The sequence below is a fragment of the Gimesia maris genome (assembly GCF_008298035.1).
GTDB lineage: Bacteria > Planctomycetota > Planctomycetia > Planctomycetales > Planctomycetaceae > Gimesia > Gimesia maris.
The window spans coordinates 2,844,255-2,865,253 of sequence record NZ_CP042910.1 but is presented as its reverse complement, the minus strand read 5'-3'; the positions used below and the strand labels follow the sequence as shown (position 1 = coordinate 2,865,253).

The following is a 20,999-nucleotide window of genomic DNA, read 5'->3' as shown; positions in this document are numbered from 1 at the left end:
AAACCGGCTCAATCATTCGGTTACTGTTCATACAACGCACTCACATCACACGGCACTTCAAAAACAGAAATCCCGGCGCGGTTGACAACTTGTGATAGCTTTCTGGATCACTCTGCTGCATCTGTTCGTCCGGTTTGCCTTCACTCATCTCTACGACGCACAAGCCCGCATCCGTCAATGCCTGCATTAACGTCGAAAGGGACCGACGATAATATTCCACTCGCACGGGTGAACCGATTGTATCCCACTCGTCGACGATTTTTTCCGTCAGAAAATAATTGCCGCTCGGCGAGAACTGATAGTCCACAAACGGATGATGCGTTGAAAACACAAACAGTCCCGCTGGCTTCAATATGCGTTTCACATCACGGAACAGAGGCGTCAGATCTGCCAGGTAATGAATCATCAAAGGAGAAACGGCCAGATCAAAAGATTGGTCCGCTTCATCAGGCACGCCCTGTGCAAGATCCTGCACATACGCGTTGATAGTTTTTCCTGGCTTCTGCTGTACCAGCGAGATCATCTCAGCAGAACTGTCAACGGCGGTCACCGTCGCGCCCCTGGATGCCAGGTAAGCAACGTATTCACCAGGTCCACAGCCCAGATCAATTACCCGTTTTCCCTGCAGTTCCGGCAGCAGGGCGCAGAGAGAAGGGCGTTCATAGTAAGCATTATAGCTGTTGTCTCTGATCGCTGTCGCATATTCGGCAGCGTGTCGGGAATACATGGGATTTAACATGGTGTGTCAGTTCCGGACAGATGTGAAAAACAAAAAGTCCCGCAACCGTTATACCACGACTCCGCTCCCTCAACAATAAATGAGAGAACGGAGTCGTTTTCAGATCCCAATCTGATTCGTTGTTTCTGCGTTAATACCCCGCAGTTGCAGCCTGGTACAGTTCTTTCGCAATGCCGCGCAAAGCATCGTCGGCCTGCTGTCCGCCGATATTCGTCATGATCACAATCGCAATATCTTTTTTCTTATCGATCCAGATCTGCGCCAGGTTTTTCCCATTCGAGCCGCCATGGTAGAGCAGGGGATACGGCGCCCAGTCGACAGTCACCCAACCCCAGCCATGTGCATATTTCCCTTCGGGTGGCGTTCCCGGACGGTTTTCCCCTTTGATCGTAAACACAGGCGTATGAATTTTCTCCACCATTTCCGGCTTGACGATATTGCAAGGCGCCCGCGTCCCGTTCCCGGCGTTCCACCCGGCCCAGGTTGCTAAATCCAGAATCGAGAGGTGCAAGGTTCCCGCTGGTCCGAGGATCAACGAGTTATCCGCGTTCGGCCCGGCCATATATGACTTGACCTTGCCATCTTTCTGTACCACATGCCCCAGCGGTGCATCGATTTTTCCGAGTGTGGACTGCGTTCCCAGACCGGCGGTCGTCAATTCGAACGGTTCAAAAATGCGTTCCACAATCAGTTCGTCCCACGCTTTACCGCTGACGCGTTCAATCATCGCACCCGCAATGGTATACCCGCGATTGTTATAAGCCCACGCCTTTGACGGTTCTGCCACGAGAGGTAGCTTGACCGATTCCTTTAACAGCCAATACCGCTGGTCGTTCAAATCTCCATCGACGTCAAACGAATCTTTCAGCAGCTTCATCAGGTTTTCATCGTCGGCCCGCATGCCGCTCGTATGTGAGAGCAGTTGCTCCAGCGTCACTTTCTCCACGCCGGGCGCCATCGTTTTTTTCAACTCTGGAAAAACGTCGCCCAGTGTCGAATCCCATTTCAACTTGCCTTCTTCAATCATCATGCCCGCGATGGTCGCGGTCATCGCTTTACCATCGGACCCCAGATGAAACTTGTCATGAATGGTGACCGGAATATCCGCACCCATCTTCCGCGTTCCGACCACACCATATTCGGTCAGCACGCCCCGATCGACCACTGCGGCGGCGACCGCCGGCAGATTGCCCGATTTCAGATAAGGTTCCAGTTTGTGATTAATCGTCTGCCCCTGCATCACACCAGTTGGCAGTATCAGACTCATCCCCAAAATCAGCATACAGACCCGCGGCCGCATAATACGCATAAGCTATTCTCCAATGTTCGATCAACTGTATTCTGGATGGCTCCCGCTGCCACCATCCGCTTTATTTATCGAGCATCAACGCTGCCGGCTGTGGAGTCATCGCACAAATAATCCTCAGATCCAAAAAACCACAACTGTTAAACCGCACAGGTCGCACGATCAGGCTGACTGGGATTCAGGAACCGATTTCAGATGCAGCCCTTTCGCCGCGATCTGCGCCGTAATAGCGGCGTCGCCACCATTCGCCAGCACAAACAGAATCACGGCAAACCCGTAATTACCATTCGAAATCGCGGCAGCCAGTACGACCAGTAAAATCATAAAACCACAGAACTCAGCAAAAGCAACCGGATAATGCTTCATCACAAAGTCGCCCCACGACGGGAAGAAGAAACTGCGAATTCCCACTTCCGACGGCTTCCAGAACGTCGCGCCACAGGCTTCACAGTGGTAATCGTGTTTGGGAACGACGGCAAAACAGTTGCCACACAGGTTTTCACGCGACTGAGTTACTTCCGGATCGAAGCCTTTCTCGTCAAACGTTTTATAAGCATCGAGAAATACCGACCGCATCGTCTTGCGGTCGATTTTTGGAAACCCTGAATAATTCAGGTTCTTGCCATCTTTGAGACAGATCTTGGCGTTTCCGAAGATCGTACTTTTCAGATCCTTGATCTGACTGTAATAAATCGACCAGAACGTACGCTTGGGTTTGCCTTTGCCATTCGTACGGATACACAGCAGCCGAAAGTTCGTCAGCACGACCGCCGTATGATTAATCGTCTGGGCCCAGAGGGCTCCCATGAAAAACTGCTCAGAGAAGGATGACTGATTCCCTTTAGAGATGAACAGCACTTCTTCTTTTTCCAGCAGCATCTCTTCCAGCAATGGTTCCAGACGTTTCACCAGTTGAAATTTTTTCTTGATTCCGCTCTTGGCAAACATCCCCTCCAGCTTGGGGAACATCGTCTCCAGCCGATAATTAATATTGGGGGAAAGCTTCAAATTTAACTGGGTAAGTTTGGTATCAACCGCCTGGCTGTCGACTGTGCTCATGAGAGTTCGTTCCTCAAGGATGAAATGATTCGCGGGTAGAAAAATATCTTAACCAGAACACACGAACAGTTCAAAATGATTTTCATTTATTTACGATGAATTCTTCACAGGGCCCCCTCAAGACACCAACCTGAGTTCCTTACAGCCGCCCGATCCAGGTCGCCACGTCCAGCACTTCGCTCAGCATCATCTGCTGGGCACACAGAATCGACCGCTGCAGTTCTTCCGCCGTCACCTCACCGGCTGAATTCGACAGCGCCAGCGTCCCTGTCGCATCACTCAAAAACTCAACCGTAAACCCCCGATGCACCGCCTGTCGAGCCGTCGTATCACAACACATATGTGTCATATACCCGGCAATCGTCACCGTATCGATGCTCTGCTCCCGCAACCAGTCTTCCAGTTCCGTACCGGTGAAACTGCCCGGTAGCGTCTTTTCAAGCAGCAGTTCGCGCGGCCGCTTCGCCACCTCATCATGTAATTCCCAGCCCGGCGTCCCTTTCTGAAAGAACGGCTTGTCCGGATCAGTCATATGATGCTGCACCACAATCACAGGCACCTGTTTCGCGGCAGCCGCATCCATCGCCACCAGGATCTGCTCCAGATGACCCGCCGGATAAGTAATCGGCAGCGCTCCCGTGAAATATTCGTTCTGCACATCTATCACCAGCAAAGCACGACTCATAATTTCTCCTTCAAGTAACTCATGCCTATTTCACTTCACCAGTATAAAATCAAAACACATTTTTCGTGTCATTTCGAGTTTTTCGTGGTAGTAAAAAACGACATTCAGAGTTTAATCCAGTTTATTAAATATTATAGAAGTGGAATACGCGGGCAGTTTAGCCTGCCGCCCCCAGTTTGAGACCAATGAGCCCGGTCAGGATCAACAGCACACTGATAACCCGAATCGTATTGATCGGCTCCTGAAACAGTATGACCCCCAGGATGACTGTTCCCAGGGCGCCGACTCCGACCCAGACAGCATAAGCGGTCCCCAGAGGCAGAGTTTTCATCGCGAGCCCCAGTAATCCCAGGCTGACAATCATCGAACCGATGGTCCAGAGGGAAGGGAGCAGACGCGTAAAACCTTCTGTATATTTCAAGCCCACGGCCCAGGCCACTTCAAATAGACCCGCCAGGATAAGAATCAGCCACGACATCGTATAGTCCTTCACACTGATGGGGCCGTCCCCGCTGAACCAGGAGCGGTGAGGTCGTCCTCACTTCCAGACAGATCGATACTGCCATCTTAGGCAACAGCAGCAAGTCTGCAAAGTCTCATTGAAAAAGTGAAGTTCCTGCACTCCTCACATCACCAGCACATTTTCGTGCATTTTATGTTTTTCGTAGTAGCAATCCTCAACCATCGGCTGACAGCGCCTTCTGCTCCGCATACCAGTCTTCCGTCGCCTGGACGGCCTGCTTCACCACCGCAATTACTTCAGCCGGCGGTCCCTTGGATTCCGTGCCGTACTCCCACTGGCTCAACAGTTCTGCGCCGGCAGATGTCTGAAAACCCACCAGCAGTTTGCATGGCTTACCCGCTGCATCCGGATCACCATACCCGCCGATCCAGTCATCAAGGACCGGACTGCAGACACTGCGCACTGTCACAAATGCAGCAGTATCAATCACCCCGATAAACAGTCCCTGTTCCCGATTGTCTTCCGTACCCGTCCCCATCCGATTGATCGTGCCATCGTCGGCCAGCAAAATAAATAATACCTGGTCGCCATCGCATTCCAGCACCACCATAATCCGTGCCACACTGTCGGCACTACTGACTGTGGTGGCCGCTGGTTTCGATTTAAACCTGTCAAAGAAGCCCATTCATACCTCATATCTCTGATCATTACTTTGAGCGCTCAAAATAATTTGTGAATGCTTTCAATATCGGTTTTTCCTCACTGCGGTCAAGTACAGAAAAGCGAATCTGTTTGAATCGCCCGAAATAAGGCCCACCCGATTGCAGGAATTCAGAGAACAAACGCGCTACCAGATCAGGAGAATTTCGAAAAACACCACAACCCCAGGCCCCCAGCACCAGTGTCTGACAACCTTGTGCAGCGAATAAAGCAAGCGCCTTATCCATACGCGCCATGAAGACCTGCGGAATCTCGCTTACATGCACGGACTCATTCTTCTGAATCGCTCCCGCATTGGGAGCCGCACTCGTCAGGAAGTCGACCTGGTAACTCGACTCCAGGAACGAACCCGCATCATCCCGAAATACCGGACAGGCAGGGGAGTAAATCATGCGATCCGAATAAAAGGCGCTCCGTAACTTGCGATGTGTCTCGTAGTACTGGCTGTGAAACAGATTCAGCGAAGCGTACAGCGCTGAACTGCGTGCCAGACTCTCTTCCTGCGCCTGGCTGCCGCCCAGAAATCCACCTCCCGGATTTTTTGCAGACGCGAAATTTAACACACCGATCCGCCCCGTCGTCGAATCCGCCGCCAGCGCGCGTGCGCCTTCTAATGTCGTTTCATTCTCCAGACGGAATTCAGTTTCCACAAACGGAACCGGGCTCTTCACCACTTCATCCCGCATCTGTTCCAGCGTCTCTGGTTCAAAACAGGCTGAACCCGCATTGCAGGCTGCCATCTCTGCAGCAATCGCTACCGTCTCTCCCCGTGGATTCACATACTGCCCCACTTCCATGACCTCCAGCGTGGTCTTTGCCAGATACGCACGTCCTGTTCGACTACTCATAGTCACAATCCTTTCTCATTCTTGTTTTCATTCTTATTTCTTTTACCACATTCTACCTTAGTGTAGATTATACGACAAGCAATAATAAATCAGGGTTCGCCCGCTTTTTCACTTTCGTGTCATTTCGTGTTTTTCGTGGTAGTAAAAACCAGTTAACCGAACGAAACCACCCTCAAGACTTTCATTCCGCTTCGAAATCTGGTTAGAATAAAATTCCTCACTACACACTCCAGCATCAGGAATAACATCATGCCACGACTGACAATCCCGTGTCTCTTCGCTCTGTTCACGCTTCTGTTTCTCACAACAGACGTTTCCTTCGCTGCAGAACCCGTTAACATCGGTTCCCGACTGGAACTCATGGTCGACGACACCCTGATCGAATCCCGCAGTGAAGAAGCCCGTTTCGAACTGCATCATCCCACGCCCCGCGAAAACGTCTTTACCTACGACAAGCCCTGGGAGGGGAGTGGCTGCGGCTACCAGAGTATCTTCAAAGACGGCGACAAATACCGCATGTACTACAAAGCCTGGCATCTCGATGTGCAGGAAAAGAAACTCGGCCCCAACAACAGCAACTTCACCTGCTATGCCGAGAGCGACGACGGAATCCACTGGAAACGCCCCGACCTGGGACTCTTTTCCTTTCCACCAAAATCAGGGGATAAAAACAACAACATCGTCATCGGCAAAGCCTATCGCGACTGGATGAAATCCGCCAAACCCGATCCCGTGCACCCTGCTGTCTTCAAAGATGAAAACCCGAACTGTCCCGCAGATGCGAAATATAAAGCCATTCTCCGCTCGCGCGGCCCGCACGGATTACTGGTGCTTAAATCCCCCGATGGCATTCACTGGTCACTCCTCTCGGAAAAACCGGTCATCACCGACGGCGCCTTCGATTCAGAAAACCTCGCCTTCTGGGACCCCGCCACCGGACAATACCGCGCCTACTGGCGTTACTTCACCAAAGGCACGACCAATGAAAAAGACTGGAAACCCTCCGGCCTGCGTGATATCCGCACCGCGACTTCCCCAGACCTGCTGCACTGGAGCAAACCCCAGGACCTGAAATACGGCGACGCGCCTCCCGAGCAGCTTTATACCAACCAGATCAAACCCTACTACCGTGCCCCGCACATCCTCGTCGGCTTCCCCACACGCTACATCGAGCGGGGCTGGTCTAAATCGATGGAAGAACTGCCCGAGTACAAGCACCGTAAAATGCGATCATCCATTTCCAACCGTTACGGCATGGCGATCACCGAGGGACTGTTCATGACCAGCCGAGACGGCGTCAATTTCAAACGCTGGCCCGAAGCCTTCCTGCGTCCCGGCATCGAACGCCAGGGAACCTGGGCCTACGGACATCAATACATTGGCTGGCAGATGGTCGAAACCAAATCCGATGTGGAAGGCGCTCCCAACGAAATTTCCCTCTACGCCACCGAAGGTTACTGGACCGGCAACAGCAGTCAGCTCAGGCGCTACACCATGCGCATTGACGGCTTCGTCTCCATCAACGCCCCACTCAAAGGGGGAGAGATCACAACGAAACCGATCACCTTCACAGGCAAAGAACTCAAGCTCAACTTCTCCAGCTCCGCCGCCGGCGGCATCACCGTCGAACTGCAGACCCCGGATGGCAAACCGATCGCAGGTTTCACAGAAGCCGACTGCAACGAACTCTTCGGCGACACCATCTCCCGCCCGGTCAGTTGGAAGAATGGCTCCGACGTCAGCAAACTCGCCGGCAAACCGGTCAAATTAAAAATTAAACTCAAAGACGCGGACTTGTATTCGTTCAAGTTTGAATAGCCGACTATTGAGATGAGAGCAGGGTAACCCCGAATGCAATTCGGGGTTACCACAGGCAACTGGAAATTGACAGTGAAATCTCCCATTAAAGAGCAACTGATCAAAGTCCAGACCGAACGCTTTCCGTCAGAGTATCCTTTTCGTGTTTTTCGGGTCATTCGTGGTAGTAATTAAATTCGTGGTGCCCATGATCACTTAAAGCAACTCATCAGAAACACCACGTTTAATCAACGCATTCGAAGGAACAGAATTCCGATCCAACATCTTCCTTGCTGCTTCCGCCCCCGCCACCGGCAGATTTTCCGGGTCAATCAACCCTGCCTGGACCAGTACGGAAGCCTGGTCCCAGTGAATGTGCTCCTCACTCATCTTGCCTGCCTCGAATGAAACAATCACGACCACAACAAATTCTAACCGGCGTCCTGTCGCCGGTACCCCCGGAAGTAACCAGTACATTTCGACAGAATGCGTGCAGCGAATCACAAATTCATCGACGATGCGATCCAGTCCCACGGTTCGTGAGATCATTTCCGTCTCCAGATCGGACGGCATATTCGGTATGAAATACTTGGCATAAAAGTGGTTCAGATGTGAACGTCCCATACCACCCGTCAGGGTAGGCACATGATTCACGTAAGGCACCTCGGTCATCGTGCCACAAGACGCATCCGCATCTTTTGTTTCGAACTCTGCCTCCAGGTGCGCTTCCCACAATTCCACCATCGCCCGCTGCTCTGGTGTCAAACGTTCTATATCGAATTCATACATTTGAAAATCTCCCTGTCGTTATTCCGGAGGAGCATTGCCAGCCACATCAACATCATCCTGCAGTGCCATTTTTTCAGGAAATCGTTTCATTACCAATTCCAAAGCCCATAAACCTTCCAGCCCGCCGATGATCATTCCGATCCCCATCAGCAACTGCAGCCAGCCCCCCAGAATCGCTGTCACCAGCGCGCCCGCTCCCTGGGCCATCACAAAACACATCAGGAAGTGAGCAATGCAGAGGGGATTCTTCAGTCGAAATGGATTACAGGAATGCGTGGGTCTGGTCCAGACAGGATCGGAATAGGGATTGATTGTCTGGAACCCGACGACAGCCACGACCATGACCGGCCAGAACAAAAACGAGACCAGCAACGCGAAATAGAAAAAGTAAACATCAAGCACGGGACCACCATTCATCGCCCCTGACTGATAATTCAGAAAAGACAGGCTGCCTGCAATCGCCGCCAGAATCAGCAGAACAGAACGAAACCGCGTCCAGTCACCTTCATACCAGCCGCTTCCTAACGGCTCACTCTGCCGCACCTCAATCTTCCGCCCGTCTGGATCTTCCACCACAAACACCGGCTCCTGTTCGATTTCATACTGTGAGATGATCGCAATTCCGGCCTCTTCCAGGCTCTCTCGCAGATCCGTCTCCAGGTTGACCGCAAACCCCAGCCGTGACCGGTCCGCTGGCTCTCCCTCTTTCAGCGGATAGAGTTCGAAAACCATCCCCTCAAACACAGCCGCGTAATGCACAGGCCCGGAACCATGCTGCTCCCGCTCAAACACAATTCCAAAGTGCTCGTAAAACACCCGGCTGACTTCAATATCCCGACAACGCAGCACCAGCAGATTGAGTTTCTGATCCATTATTGATGACACAGTCTTCTATTTTTTCAGTAACAAAATCAATTGTTGGGTGGCACTGTTGGCTCGCCCAACAGTGCTGTGATACAGCTTCCTAACCAGTAAAGACTCAGTCCTGATAAGTCTCGAAATAATCCCAGGGTAGGCCGCTCAGCTCAGGCAAATCTGAATCAACCAACTCTCCTTCGCTTTCATACCAACGTCGGGTGGCACTGTTGGCTCGCCCAACAGTGCTGTGATACAGCTTCCTAACCAGTAAAGACTCAGTCCTGATAAGTCTCGAAATAATCCCAGGGTAGGCCGCTCAGCTCAGGCAAATCTGAATCAATCAACTCTCCTTCGCTTTCATACCAGCGAGCGCTCGACCATTTCCAGTCCCGACTCTGATCGACCAGTTTCTTCCTGACTGGATTCATATGAATATAGCCTATTGATGCTTCAACTGCTTTCAATGACGAAAGATTCCGATCATATCCGGGCCCTTCCTGCCAGAATCGAAATACAGTATTTCCAGGTCGATCCCGTATTGTCAGATCATCCAGTAATCGATCTTGCGTTTCCTGCAGGAGCTGCTTGATACGATATGAAAACGGACGTTTGACAGCAAATAGGAAACGATCAATCTTACATTCCTGTTGTTGGGGATAAACCAGTAGATGCACATGATTGGGCATAATCACAAAAGCGATCAAGCCAAACTGATAACGCCTTAAGGCACGCTCAATTGACTGACACAACATCTGCTTCCAGAGATCGCAAATTAACAGAGACCTGTTCTGATAGCACGAAAACGTCAGTTCATGACAATCACCCAATTCGTGAAAGTGCCTGATCCGTTTTCGGTTTCTGGTCATAAATCATTGTCACCTGATTTCACAAATTGCCTCTGAAAATCACTTCTCCAGTGTTTTTGTGGTGACCAGCATCGACCTCAACTCCATCACTGTTGGCAAGCCAACAGTGCCACCCGACCGAAGTCAGTAACACAAATTTTTTACGTTCAGACACCCGATTACACTCCTTCAAGACCATGTCATGCTCCCCCTTAAATGAAGTCATATAACAGTTTACATGAGTGTTACCCATGTGTCCGAACGTGTGTTACCTATGTGCCCGGTCTTTACACAAGCTAACAGCGCCACCCAAAAGTGCACACATGAATTGTAACCACCATGTAATTAGACAGCAAACGCTGTCATACCTGTTCGTGTCATTTCGTCTTTTTCATGGTAGCAAAAAAAATCTCAACCACGCCGTTTCCACCGCTGCCGGGCTGCGTCCAGCAACACTGCGACAATAATCACCGCACCCGTGATCACGCGTTTGATCGACTGGGTGGCAATGTTGGCTCGCCCAACAGTGAGAAGAACCAGCGTCCCAACAACACAAACTGTTCGTGTCATTTCGTGTTTTTCGTGGTAGCAAAAAACAAATCTCACCCACGCTGCTTCCACCGCTGGCGTGCCACGTCCAGCAGGACTGCGACGATAATCACCGCGCCGGTGATCACGCGTTTGATTGGGTCGGTTGCCCCGATCTGTGCCAGCCCCGTCTGCAGCACCGCGATGATCAGTACGCCGAAGAAGGTATTGATCACCGAACCCCGGCCTCCCATCAGGCTCGTCCCGCCAATCACGCAGGCAGCGATCGCTGACAGTTCCAGTCCTACCGCCGCATTCGGGTCGGCACTGGAGAGTCGCGAAGTCTGCATCACCCCCGCCAGGCCACAAAGCAGGCCGCTGATCGTAAACACCGCCACAGAGTAGGGAGCCGTCCGTATGCCCGACATCCGCACTGCTTCCGCATTCGTTCCGATCGCCACACAATAGCGTCCGAAGACTGTCCGCGTCAGCAGGTAGTGTCCCGCCGCCACAATCACCAGCGCCAGCAGAAACGCGGGGGAGAAGACAAAGCCTTTCAAAGGCACGCCGATCCATTCAATCGATGAGCCTATGTATTTTGTCTGTGAATCCGTGATCAGATACGCGCTTCCCCGCGCCATCTCAAGCATTCCCAGCGTCACGATGAACGACGGAATGCCCGCCTTCACACTGATCACCCCATTCAACATGCCACACACGGCTCCCACGCCCAGGCAGACAGGTACCGCCGACCAGAGCGGACTGCCCCAGTCGACCATGCAGACTCCCAGCAGGGCCGAGGACAGCGCGAGCAACGAACCGACCGAGAGATCTATCCCGCCGATGATCAAAACCAGTGTCATCCCCACCGAAATCACCAGTAGATCGGGGATGTTATTCGCCACCGTAACCAGCGTCTGCTGCGACAGAAAATGATCGCTCATCAGGCTGAAGATCAGCACCAGGAACGCCAGCACACCCAGCAGGCCCGCATATTGAAACACGGAGTACGTCACGCCACTCACCAGCGAACGTGAAGGGAGAGAATCATTATCGGATACAGGGGCAGGGGAGTCGCTCATTGATTTAATCCTGAAACAGTCTCTTTCGCTTGTTGTGAGTATCCGGAAAAGCAGTCCTGCATGATCGCGTCATACGACCAGTTTTCCCGCGTATATTCTGCCACCAGTCGGCCGGCGGACATCACGCCGATCCGGTCGCAGGTCTCGAACAGTTCTTCCAGATCACTGCTGACAATCACCAGCGCCTTACCATTTGCCGCCAGTTGATCAAACAGCTGATGAATATTCCTGCGTGCCGCCACATCAATACCGCGTGTCGGCTCGTCAAACAGAAACACATCCGCATCCTGCAGCAACCACTTCGCGACCGCCACCTTCTGCTGATTGCCGCCACTCAAAGTGCCCACACTCTGTTCAATGTCCCGCGCGTGAATCTGCAGTCGCCGGCGTTCGGCTTCCACCAGCGCCACTTCGCGCCGATGGTCTATCAACCCCGCTGTCCCCGTCAGCAGATCCAGGCTCGCCAGCGTCGTATTGACGCGAATCGACTGCGACAGCAGCAACCCGTTCTGCTTGCGGTCTTCGGTCACCATCGCCAGTCCTGCCTGCACTGCTTCCTGCGGATGAGTAAACCGCCACGACTTTGTTTCTTCCCGTAAAAAGAGTTCGCCCTGTTCCCCGCGGTCGGCTCCGAAAATCAGCCGCAATAATTCGGTCCGTCCCGCTCCCACCAGACCTGCGATTCCATAACGCTCGCCGGCCTGAACGGAAAAGCGCACATCCCGAACAGGCCCGCCTGTCATACCTTCCACTCGTAACATCGTTTTTTCCGTGGAATGATTCGTATGTTCCTGCAGCGCATGTTGCACCGCCTGCGTTTCACCGGTCATCAGATCCACCACCCGCTCGATCGGCTCAAACTCACTGACCGCATGCGTGCTCACATATTTCCCATCTCGCAATACAGTCAGTCGATCCGCAATCCGCGCGATTTCATCCAGGCGATGGCTGATATAAATAATGCCCACGCCCCGCGCACGCAATACATCCAGTCGCGCAAACAGCCGCTCCGTTTCTCCCGCACTCAACGCCGCCGTCGGTTCGTCCAGAATCAACAGCTCACACTTCCGATCCAGCGCTGCTGCAATCTCCAGCATCTGCTGCTGCCCCACTCCCAGGCTGCCGGCACTCTGATCTGTATCGATCTCCTGCAGACCAAAACGATCCAGCGCCGCGCGTGCCTGCTCATGCAATCGCCTGCGATTGATCACGCCCCAGCGCTGCGGGTATCGTCCCAGCAGCAGATTCTCGGCGACAGAGAGCGTCGGGATCAGATTCAGTTCCTGCTGTATAATCTGCACGCCCCGCGATTCCGCAAAGCGTTTATCGACGGGATAGTAGGGGACACCATTTAACATCATACTGCCCGCTGTCGCCGGCGTCAGACCCGCTATAATTTTACACAGCGTACTTTTCCCGGCTCCGTTGGCGCCCAGCAGCGCATGGATCTCGCCCGGGCGCAGTTCCAGCCGCGCTTCATCGAGCACCCGCACGACATAGTCCTTGCAGACGCCGCGTGCTTCAAACAACAGCGACTCTGTGCCGCCCGTCATTTCAGATCCTCGGCCGTGATCAGATCCACGGGGGTTTCGCGATCTTCCACTTTGGCCTCTGGATCGGCAATCAGACGCAACGCATGCTCAATCCCGAACACCGCCAGTTCGCCACCATGCTGATCTGCGGTCGCCAGTATCTGGCCTTCCTTAATCGCCTGCTGTACCGCCGGGATGTTATCGAAGCCGACAATCGCCACCTCACCCGCTTTGCCGCTGTTTCTGACTGCCGCCAGTGCGCCCAGCGCCATACTGTCATTCGCAGCCAGGATCGCTTTGACATTCGGATGTTCGCTGAGCATCGAAGACGCCAGCGTGTTCGCCATACTCATCTCCCACTGCGCCGACTGGCTGTCGGCAATTTTGATGTCGGCTGCTTTCATCGCTGCTTCAAAACCGAGCCGCCGCTGGGTACCGTTGAATGAGGTTCGAATCCCTTCGAGCACTATCACTTCATCTCCTGCTTTCAGCTTCGTTGCCAGATAATCACCGACTTTTTTTGCTCCCGCTTGATTATCGGGACCGACAAAAGGAATCGAAATCTGTTCCGTCTGCAATATCTCTACATCCAGTTTATTATCGATATTGATAACCACCACACCCGCTTCCCGCGCCCGTCGGAGTGCCGGCACCAGTGCTTTCGAATCTGCGGGGGCAATCACAATCGCATCCACGCCACTCGAGACCATCTCTTCGACCAGCGCCACCTGACGACTCAAATCGCGTTCATCCTTGATCCCGTTCACAACCAGATCATAATCGTCGCTGTGTGCCTGCTGATGCGATTCGGCTCCCTTCGCCATCGAGGAGAAGAAATCATTCGCCAGCGATTTCATGATCAACGCAATCTTCGGCTTTTTATCATCTGAATGCTTTTCGCCCGACTGCTCTGACGGGTCTGTCTGCGACGTACAACCCGCGAACAGTCCACACAGTAACAGACCGGTTATCAGATCTTTTCGTAGTTCATTCATGGAAGCGCTCCTGTACTTGTTTTGTGATCAATGTTTCAATCTGTTCGCGGTCTGGCATCGCCGTCTGGGCTCCTGCTCCCGAGGCGGCAATCGCGCCTGCTGCAGAAGCAAAGTGGGCGGCTTCCCGCAATGTTGCCTGTTCGGCCAGTTTCACAGCCAGCCCTGCAGCAAAGGCATCACCGGCGGCCGTGGAATCGATGGCCTGAATTTGAAATGGGGGAATGATCTCGACCGCCTCTCCGTCAAACAGGACCGCCCCCTGATCGGCCATCGTGACCAGAATCTGACGCGGCCCCTGTTCAACCAGAGCGGGAATCGCTGCCACGACATCTTCAAGTGAAGTCAGTGGTTTACCAGTGAGTGCTGCTGCCTCACTCTGATTCGGGCAGATCAGATCCACCTTCAGCAGTTCGGCAGGAAAACCCGCCGGTGCAGGGGCCGGGTCCAGAATCACTGGCACTCCCGCTTCTCGAGCGATCTTAGCTGCAGCAATCACGGTTTCGACGGGGACTTCCAGTTGCATCAGCAAAACGTCGCTCTCACAAATCACCTGCCGGGCCTGTTCCAGTTCTGCCAGACCGACGAGACCGTTCGCTCCGGGGACAACCAGAATCGCGTTCTCGCCACTCATTTCCACCATCACCACCGCGACACCGCTGGTGGTGTCTGTTTTGCGTGTGACGTACCTGGTATTGATGCCTTCTGCTTTCAGATTCTGTAACAGCTCCTCGGCAAAGCTGTCATCTCCGACGCAGCCGATCATCGTCACTTCCGCCCCCATCCGGGCCGCGGCCACCGCCTGATTGGCGCCTTTGCCTCCCGGGTTTTCAGCTTTCGTCTCTGCAATCACTGTCTCACCCGGCAGAGGCAGCTTCGCCGAACGGATCATCAGATCCATGTTGATCGACCCCAGGACGGCGATCTTCGCGCGTCTTTTGTCACTCATCAGAAACTCCCGTTCTACTTCTGAGGAGGCTGACTGGAAAGTTGCACCAGCGCTTCGACCACGCGAATGCGCTGCGCATCAGTCAGTTTCAGATAACGCTGCTGACCGTCTCCCGGTTTGAACGTCGTCAGTCCATCCTCTTGAACAGTCACGGTTCCGGTTTCTGACAAATCAAAATATCCCCGATGCGGGAAGACTGCATACAGGACACTGGTCAGATCCCACGTCGGACGATCGTGTGGCGGGGGATTATACAGTATGTAGGCTTCCGCCAGGGGATGATGAGACGTGTAATTAAAATCTTCTTCTATGCTCTCATGTGGATAAGCAACGTTCAGCCCGATTTCAAATCCACTCCAGATAACAGGCGTCGGCCATTCCCGCGCCAGCTTCTGAGCCGCGGGGATGTCTTTGATAATGTTATACTCACGGTGATCAACCAGTTTTCCCTTGCGGGGAATTTTTTCAAACGCGCCCGCCATTATTGACAGAAGTTTCACTTTCTGTTTGACCAGTCCCTCACCAGCCAGGGGACTGATTTTGTCCGACGGCGATTTCAGCAGGTTCGCCAGGTTGGTCGAAAAGCCCACCTGTGCGATGACCACCGAATGATCTTCCGCACCCGCCAATGCGGTTCGCAGCACCGTCACGGCATCGGGTATCTGCTGCGGATCTTTGAGATCATGTGGATAGCGAAGTTGGCCGTTGTCCTTCTTTTCCGCCAGTATATTAAACTTGCCCGGTTGCGGTGTGACGCCACTTTTACAGATCCCGATCGGAATATCACCTTTCCCATAAAACGTATTCACGACATCCGTGAACGAAGCGGCCAGCGGATTGTCTTTGGTAATCGTCACCGCCAGCAGTTTGCAATCACCGCGGGCTTCCAGCGCATGGATCATTCCTAATGCCAGCACATCATCGACATCGTTCCCGATATCCGTATCAAAGATAACAGGTACCGGTCTCCGGGGTTCTTCTGCCTGCAGAAGTGACTCTCCCCTCCATGCGATCGACGCACAGAAGATTAAGACGGAAAATATGAGCATCTGAGTCGTTTGTTTCATTGGATTCAATCCTTTTCCTGGCTGAAAATGGTCCTGCTTCATCCGATCTTTGTGATTGAAGAACGCCGAATGAGCTGGACAGGAATACGATACTGTTTCTGTTGTGGTGGCACACTGCTGCGAATCTGTTCCAGAAGTAACCGGGCGGCCACCTGGCCCAACTGATTGACATCCTGACTGACCGACGTCAACGGCGCAGCCAGGTAAGCGGCGAAAGGAAAATCATCAAAGGCGATTAATGACAGATCGTCGGGAATAGCGCGTCCGCGTTCCGACGCCGCCCTTAATGCGCCCAATGCATTCTGGTTACTGAAAGCAAACAGCGCCGTGATTTCCGGTCGTGTCGACAGCAGATGCAAAGCCGCTTGATATCCCGATGCTTCGTCAAAATGATGCCCGGCAATCAGCGAAGAATCAAAGTCCAGGCCGCAAGACTCCAGCGACTCCTTGACCCCGGACAGACGCTCCCGGTTGGGCAGTGTCTCGGGCATTCCCTGTAAAATACCAATCGTCCGATGACCGGCTTCCAGGAGTTCATTCATCGCAGCCCGGGCACCTGACTGATGGTCTGACGTCACTGTCACCAGTTCCCTGTTGTTGAATCCCCGGTCGATCAGCACCAGCGGCAGCTTCTGTCGAGCAAGCTGGCAGAGATGGGCTTCTTCCATTCCCACCGGACAGACCACCAGACCCTCAATCTGCCGGGCCTGCAACTGTTCGACCAGCCGGGCTTCCGTCTCGCTGTTTTCCTGGCTGTCCGTCAACAGGACCGAATACCCGTCTGCTTCGGCGGCCAGTGTGATTTCCCGCGCGATCGCTGCAAAAAACGGGTTCGCCACATTGGGTAGCACGACCCCCAGCAGCTTTGTCTGTTGTGACCTCAACGAACGGGCCAGCAGGGAAGGGGAGAACTGCAGTTTTTTCGCGGCATCGCGCACGGACTGCTCGGTTGCACTGCTGATCCGATAAGCTTCCGCTTTCCCCGACAACGCCCGCGACGCCGTCGACACACTCACCCCGGCAGCCTCGGCGACTTCTTTCAACGTAATCGATTTGCTGGTCGACTTACTCATAGACTGTGTCCAGTTTTACCGTATCGTCTCCCGGGCCATTTGGACCGGGTATAATACATTGAAAGACGCCATAATTAAATGCAATGTAATCCAGAACCCTTTTGCACAATCGATTGTGCATATTATCAGATCCCGAGTGAAGATCAAGCCAGAAGACGAAAAGAGAGTCGAACGCATCGCCATCGATCTATAAAAAAAGAGCGGGACCAAATCAATTTCAGTCCCGCTCTGCGTATTCAAAAGCAGTCAAGCCAAGTGAATCAACTTTATTTCTCACCCACGCAAATCAGCTTGCCACGCGTACGAACAAAGATTCGGCCATCGGCAATCGCGGGAGTTCCCAGAATCGAATCGCCCATATCGTTCTTGGCGATAATCTTCTGCTCGGGGCCATCTTCCAGTACGACGATTTTACCGTTCTCGCCGGCGACATAAATTTTTCCATCACCATAAATGGGGGAAGCGAAGTATTCGCATTCGTTCTGAATCCGTTTCGGGCCCCAGACTTTTTTCCCTTTTTCCACATCAAAGCAGGTCGAGATCCCCCCCCCTTTGACGAGGAACATCCGATCTTCAGTCACGAGGGGGGATACAATATGATCGGTGTGTTTGGTGGGATGTTTCCAGAGCAGATGCGACTTGGTCACATCGCCGCGACCGCCCCCTTTGACAGCGAGAATAAATTCCTGTGCTGGTTCTTCGCCAAACTTGGCCCCCGCTTCATTGCCCGGGGGCAGGAAGGCAATATCCAGCTCTTTGCCTTCGAGGGCACCATCTTTATTCAAGTCGCCGCGATCAAATGTCTTTTTGTAGAAGGCTTCGGGCACTTTGGTCTTGCCGACAAACGCCTGGATTTCCTCTTTGGTGACTTTTCCGTCGCTGTTGCCGGTCTCCCAGCGGTCGATGGATGCCAGCCACTGATTGGCAATCCCGCCACTCTGCAGCGACACATAAATGATTCCATCTCGACTGACCGGAGTCGTCTTGATATTTCGCAGCAGTGTCTGGGCCGTCCACAATCGTTTGCCGGTCTGGGGATCATAGCCGATCAGCTTCCCGGTTCCCGCAACCACAATTTCATCCCCGTTGTCAGTCTCGCAGATGACCGGATGAGAATAGTTCACCGCCTGGTCGCTGCGATCATCCTTCCAGACGATCTTTCCCGTCTCTTTATTGAATGCATAAAAGGCAGGCGCCAGGTCATCATCCTGACAGAATAAAACCAGGTCTTTATACAGAGTGGGAGACATCCCCGCGCCCCATTTAAATACAAAGTAGGGGATCGGCAGTTCCTGTTTCCAGACATCCGCGCCGGTTTCAGCATCGACGGCCAGCATGCCCAGCGTGCTGAAATAGAAGTAAACCCGCTCCGCATCTGCAGCAGGCGTCGTCGCAGCGAAGCTGTTGGTTTTATGAATCTCCAGCAGATCGCCGGTTTTCCAGACACGTTCCCAGAGTTTCTTTCCGGTCTCTGCGTCAAAGGCATACAGTCCGATTTTATCCTTGCCGACCATTCCCGAAGTAAAGACGCGTCCCGCAGCTACCACCGGGCAGCCAATCCCATCCCCCAGATTTTGTGACCAGATCACATTTTTCTGATCGTCAAACTCCGCCGGCAATGGCTTTTTGCCGGTCGACACTCCCGAGCAGTTAGGCCCTCGGAACTGAGGCCAGTCTTCTGCCTGCACCAGATCACCACGCCCCAGGAGACTGAAGAGACCAGTCACAACAGCAAGTAAAACAGTTTGTTTTCGCGTCCAAAGCATCAGTTTCATCTCCTGAAATTTCGAGAAGCCAGTTATTCCGCGCTGAAGAAAATACCCTGTTCCAGGAACGGGCAAGATTCCACTCTACTTAATCTTTGTCGCAATACCACCTTATCTGGCGGATTTTTAACAAGCTTTAAAAACATATAAAAAAACCTGTATATTATAGAGACAGGCCGCCGATCAATTGTTAGAATCGCACACTTGAACACCCCGACAATCCCACCCGATGTGCACAGTAGTAATTCCAGAATGATCTGGTCCCGCCTGCCTGAAACGAGTGAAAGGAAAGTTCCATGTTCTCGATTCTGAATCATCCCCAGCGATTTACCGGAAACATGTCACGCCGCGAACTGCTGACAACCGGCGGGGCAGGGCTGCTGGGACTTTCGCTTCCCCAGATGCTCCAGGCCGAACAGCAGCAGATTGTCAATCCGTTTCAGGGTGGGAAAGCCAAGTCGGTCATCTTCCTGTTTCTGTTTGGCGGCCCCAGCCAACTGGAAACCTTCGACCTCAAACCCGAAGCCCCCAGTGAAATTCGTGGTCCCTTTCAGCCGATCGCCAGCCGCACTCCCGGTCTGCAGATCAGCGAACATCTGCCTCACCTGGCTGAGATTTCGGACAAGTATTCTGTCATCCGCAGCATGACACACACATTCAACGACCACAGTGGCGGCGGCCACTATGTACAAACCGGCAAACGCTGGCATATTCCGATCGGAGCCGGTTTCGATGCCACCCCCAAAGACTGGCCTTCCATGGGGTCGGTCGTGGAATATTTAACACAGCATTCTCCCGGCGGTCTGGAACGCGATTTACCGAATTACTCCGTGGTCCCCAATCGACTGGGACGACTGCAGGCAGGGGGGCGTTACATCCGGCCCGGTGAATATGCCGGCTGGCTGGGACGCGCTTACAACCCGCTTTCCACAACCGTCGACAGTCGCGATTCCACTGACAACCCTTACTGGCGCGACTGCACGGATGAAGAACTCAGCTTTGAAATCGAAGGCCTGGCTCCCGAAGTTCCCTTGAAGACCATCCGTCGTCGCGTCGCACTGCTGGAACACTTTGACGGCATGAAACGCAATTTCGACAAAGCTGATTCACAGGTCTTCGACCGTTTCCGCCAGCGGGCACTGGCGCTGTTAACTTCCAACAACACCCGTAATGCCCTCAACATTAAAGACGAACCCAATCCGCTCCGCGACAAGTACGGTCGCCATCTCTTTGGCCAGTCCTGCCTGATGGCCCGCCGCCTGGTGGAAGCCGGCGTACGCTTTGTTACCGTGCACTACGACTGCGTCGATGGCTACAGTTGGGATTCACACCGCAACAGCGACGATGTCAAAAACAATCTGCTGCCGACGTTTGATCAGGGCTGCGCGGCGCTGCTGGCCGACCTCGATCAGCGGGGCATGCTTGATGATACACTGGTCATCGCCATGGGAGAAATGGGCCGCACTCCCAAACCCAACAGCAACTGGGGACGCGGACACTGGAGCCAGCTCTTTCCGGCACTCGTCGCAGGTGCTGGCATTCAGGGAGGGACGACCTACGGCAGTTCTGACCGTCTTGCTTCTCGGCCAGCCGAACATCCCGTCAGCCCCGAAGATCTGGCTGCGACCATTTACTGGGCCCTGGGTATCGACCCCGGCCTGATGCTTCCCGATGCGCTCGATCGACCGATTCCCATCGTTGACGGCGGAGAACCGCTCAGGCAGCTGTTTGGTTGAGTCACTTCAGAACAGGGTGATGACAATACGACCAGTCAGCACACAGTGTAGATCTTTTGATGATGTGAGCACTCTCACTTCATTCGTTTTCTTTCGCTGACTGTTTCCTGCACGCCGCGCTCGGACTGAATTTTATTCGGTCCCACCCTTTTTTACTGTTTATAT

At 53.3% G+C, this 20,999-nt stretch carries 20 protein-coding genes; 2 read left to right on the top strand and 18 right to left on the bottom strand.

What is annotated here, in order from left to right; translation table 11 throughout:
• Positions 1 to 40: 40 nt before the first annotated feature.
• The 7 genes from GmarT_RS10635 to GmarT_RS10605 all read right to left on the bottom strand — a co-directional run bounded on the left by GmarT_RS10635 (position 41) and on the right by GmarT_RS10605 (position 5,820).
• Positions 41 to 739 carry a class I SAM-dependent DNA methyltransferase gene (locus GmarT_RS10635; RefSeq protein ID WP_002649363.1) on the bottom strand — a complete coding sequence of 233 codons (699 nt, stop codon included), beginning with the start codon at positions 737 to 739 and terminating at the stop codon, positions 41 to 43.
• Between the two features lie 130 nt (positions 740 to 869).
• Complete coding sequence (locus GmarT_RS10630) at positions 870 to 2,048, bottom strand: serine hydrolase domain-containing protein (RefSeq protein ID WP_149302670.1); 1,179 nt, start codon at positions 2,046 to 2,048, stop codon at positions 870 to 872.
• 159 nt (positions 2,049 to 2,207) lie between these two features.
• On the bottom strand, positions 2,208 to 3,104 hold the full coding sequence (locus tag GmarT_RS10625; protein WP_149302667.1) for a PH domain-containing protein: 897 nt from the start codon (positions 3,102 to 3,104) through the stop codon (positions 2,208 to 2,210).
• A 139-nt stretch (positions 3,105 to 3,243) separates the two neighbouring features.
• Positions 3,244 to 3,789, bottom strand: coding sequence for a cysteine hydrolase family protein (locus GmarT_RS10620; protein WP_149302664.1), 546 nt, complete (start codon positions 3,787 to 3,789; stop codon positions 3,244 to 3,246).
• A gap of 157 nt (positions 3,790 to 3,946) precedes the next feature.
• Positions 3,947 to 4,267, bottom strand: coding sequence for a quaternary ammonium compound efflux SMR transporter SugE (gene sugE / locus GmarT_RS10615; RefSeq protein ID WP_149302661.1), 321 nt, complete (start codon positions 4,265 to 4,267; stop codon positions 3,947 to 3,949).
• Positions 4,268 to 4,466: 199 nt separating this feature from the next.
• The gene (locus tag GmarT_RS10610) at positions 4,467 to 4,937 is read right to left on the bottom strand and encodes a hypothetical protein (RefSeq protein WP_149302658.1); all 471 of its coding nucleotides are present in this window, start codon (positions 4,935 to 4,937) and stop codon (positions 4,467 to 4,469) included.
• Positions 4,938 to 4,959: 22 nt separating this feature from the next.
• Positions 4,960 to 5,820 (bottom strand): TIGR02452 family protein, encoded by an 861-nt coding sequence (locus GmarT_RS10605; RefSeq protein WP_149302656.1) that lies wholly within the window; start codon positions 5,818 to 5,820, stop codon positions 4,960 to 4,962.
• Between the two features lie 249 nt (positions 5,821 to 6,069).
• On the opposite strand from GmarT_RS10605, the gene GmarT_RS10600 reads away from it, so the two are divergent.
• Positions 6,070 to 7,638, top strand: coding sequence for a glycoside hydrolase family protein (locus GmarT_RS10600; protein WP_002648624.1), 1,569 nt, complete (start codon positions 6,070 to 6,072; stop codon positions 7,636 to 7,638).
• 195 nt (positions 7,639 to 7,833) lie between these two features.
• On the opposite strand, the gene GmarT_RS10595 is transcribed toward GmarT_RS10600, so the two are convergent.
• The 11 genes from GmarT_RS10595 to GmarT_RS10545 all read right to left on the bottom strand — a co-directional run bounded on the left by GmarT_RS10595 (position 7,834) and on the right by GmarT_RS10545 (position 19,098).
• Positions 7,834 to 8,406 carry an ester cyclase gene (locus tag GmarT_RS10595; RefSeq protein ID WP_002648627.1) on the bottom strand — a complete coding sequence of 191 codons (573 nt, stop codon included), beginning with the start codon at positions 8,404 to 8,406 and terminating at the stop codon, positions 7,834 to 7,836.
• A gap of 18 nt (positions 8,407 to 8,424) precedes the next feature.
• Positions 8,425 to 9,279 (bottom strand): VOC family protein, encoded by an 855-nt coding sequence (locus GmarT_RS10590; protein ID WP_002648628.1) that lies wholly within the window; start codon positions 9,277 to 9,279, stop codon positions 8,425 to 8,427.
• A gap of 260 nt (positions 9,280 to 9,539) precedes the next feature.
• Positions 9,540 to 10,130: an REP-associated tyrosine transposase gene (locus GmarT_RS10585; protein WP_002648629.1), complete on the bottom strand. Its 591-nt coding sequence runs from the start codon at positions 10,128 to 10,130 to the stop codon at positions 9,540 to 9,542.
• Positions 10,131 to 10,520: 390 nt separating this feature from the next.
• Positions 10,521 to 10,679, bottom strand: a complete 159-nt coding sequence (locus GmarT_RS10580) for a hypothetical protein (protein WP_002648630.1) — start codon at positions 10,677 to 10,679, stop codon at positions 10,521 to 10,523.
• 32 nt (positions 10,680 to 10,711) lie between these two features.
• Positions 10,712 to 11,719, bottom strand: coding sequence for an ABC transporter permease (locus GmarT_RS10575; RefSeq protein ID WP_002648631.1), 1,008 nt, complete (start codon positions 11,717 to 11,719; stop codon positions 10,712 to 10,714).
• Positions 11,716 to 13,272: a sugar ABC transporter ATP-binding protein gene (locus GmarT_RS10570; protein ID WP_002648632.1), complete on the bottom strand. Its 1,557-nt coding sequence runs from the start codon at positions 13,270 to 13,272 to the stop codon at positions 11,716 to 11,718. Before GmarT_RS10570 ends, GmarT_RS10575 begins: the two co-directional genes overlap by 4 nt.
• Positions 13,269 to 14,246 (bottom strand): sugar ABC transporter substrate-binding protein, encoded by a 978-nt coding sequence (locus tag GmarT_RS10565; RefSeq protein WP_002648633.1) that lies wholly within the window; start codon positions 14,244 to 14,246, stop codon positions 13,269 to 13,271. The genes GmarT_RS10570 and GmarT_RS10565 overlap by 4 nt, the downstream gene beginning before the upstream one ends.
• Positions 14,239 to 15,192 carry a ribokinase gene (gene rbsK / locus GmarT_RS10560; protein ID WP_002648634.1) on the bottom strand — a complete coding sequence of 318 codons (954 nt, stop codon included), beginning with the start codon at positions 15,190 to 15,192 and terminating at the stop codon, positions 14,239 to 14,241. The genes GmarT_RS10565 and rbsK overlap by 8 nt, the downstream gene beginning before the upstream one ends.
• A gap of 14 nt (positions 15,193 to 15,206) precedes the next feature.
• The gene (locus GmarT_RS10555) at positions 15,207 to 16,259 is read right to left on the bottom strand and encodes a nucleoside hydrolase (RefSeq protein WP_044239785.1); all 1,053 of its coding nucleotides are present in this window, start codon (positions 16,257 to 16,259) and stop codon (positions 15,207 to 15,209) included.
• A gap of 38 nt (positions 16,260 to 16,297) precedes the next feature.
• Positions 16,298 to 17,332, bottom strand: coding sequence for a LacI family DNA-binding transcriptional regulator (locus GmarT_RS10550; protein WP_002648636.1), 1,035 nt, complete (start codon positions 17,330 to 17,332; stop codon positions 16,298 to 16,300).
• Positions 17,333 to 17,598: 266 nt separating this feature from the next.
• The gene (locus GmarT_RS10545) at positions 17,599 to 19,098 is read right to left on the bottom strand and encodes an outer membrane protein assembly factor BamB family protein (protein WP_002648637.1); all 1,500 of its coding nucleotides are present in this window, start codon (positions 19,096 to 19,098) and stop codon (positions 17,599 to 17,601) included.
• A 296-nt stretch (positions 19,099 to 19,394) separates the two neighbouring features.
• Here GmarT_RS10545 and GmarT_RS10540 point away from each other — a divergent pair, with 296 nt between their 5' ends.
• Positions 19,395 to 20,834, top strand: coding sequence for a DUF1501 domain-containing protein (locus tag GmarT_RS10540; RefSeq protein WP_002648638.1), 1,440 nt, complete (start codon positions 19,395 to 19,397; stop codon positions 20,832 to 20,834).
• Positions 20,835 to 20,999: the final 165 nt, after the last annotated feature.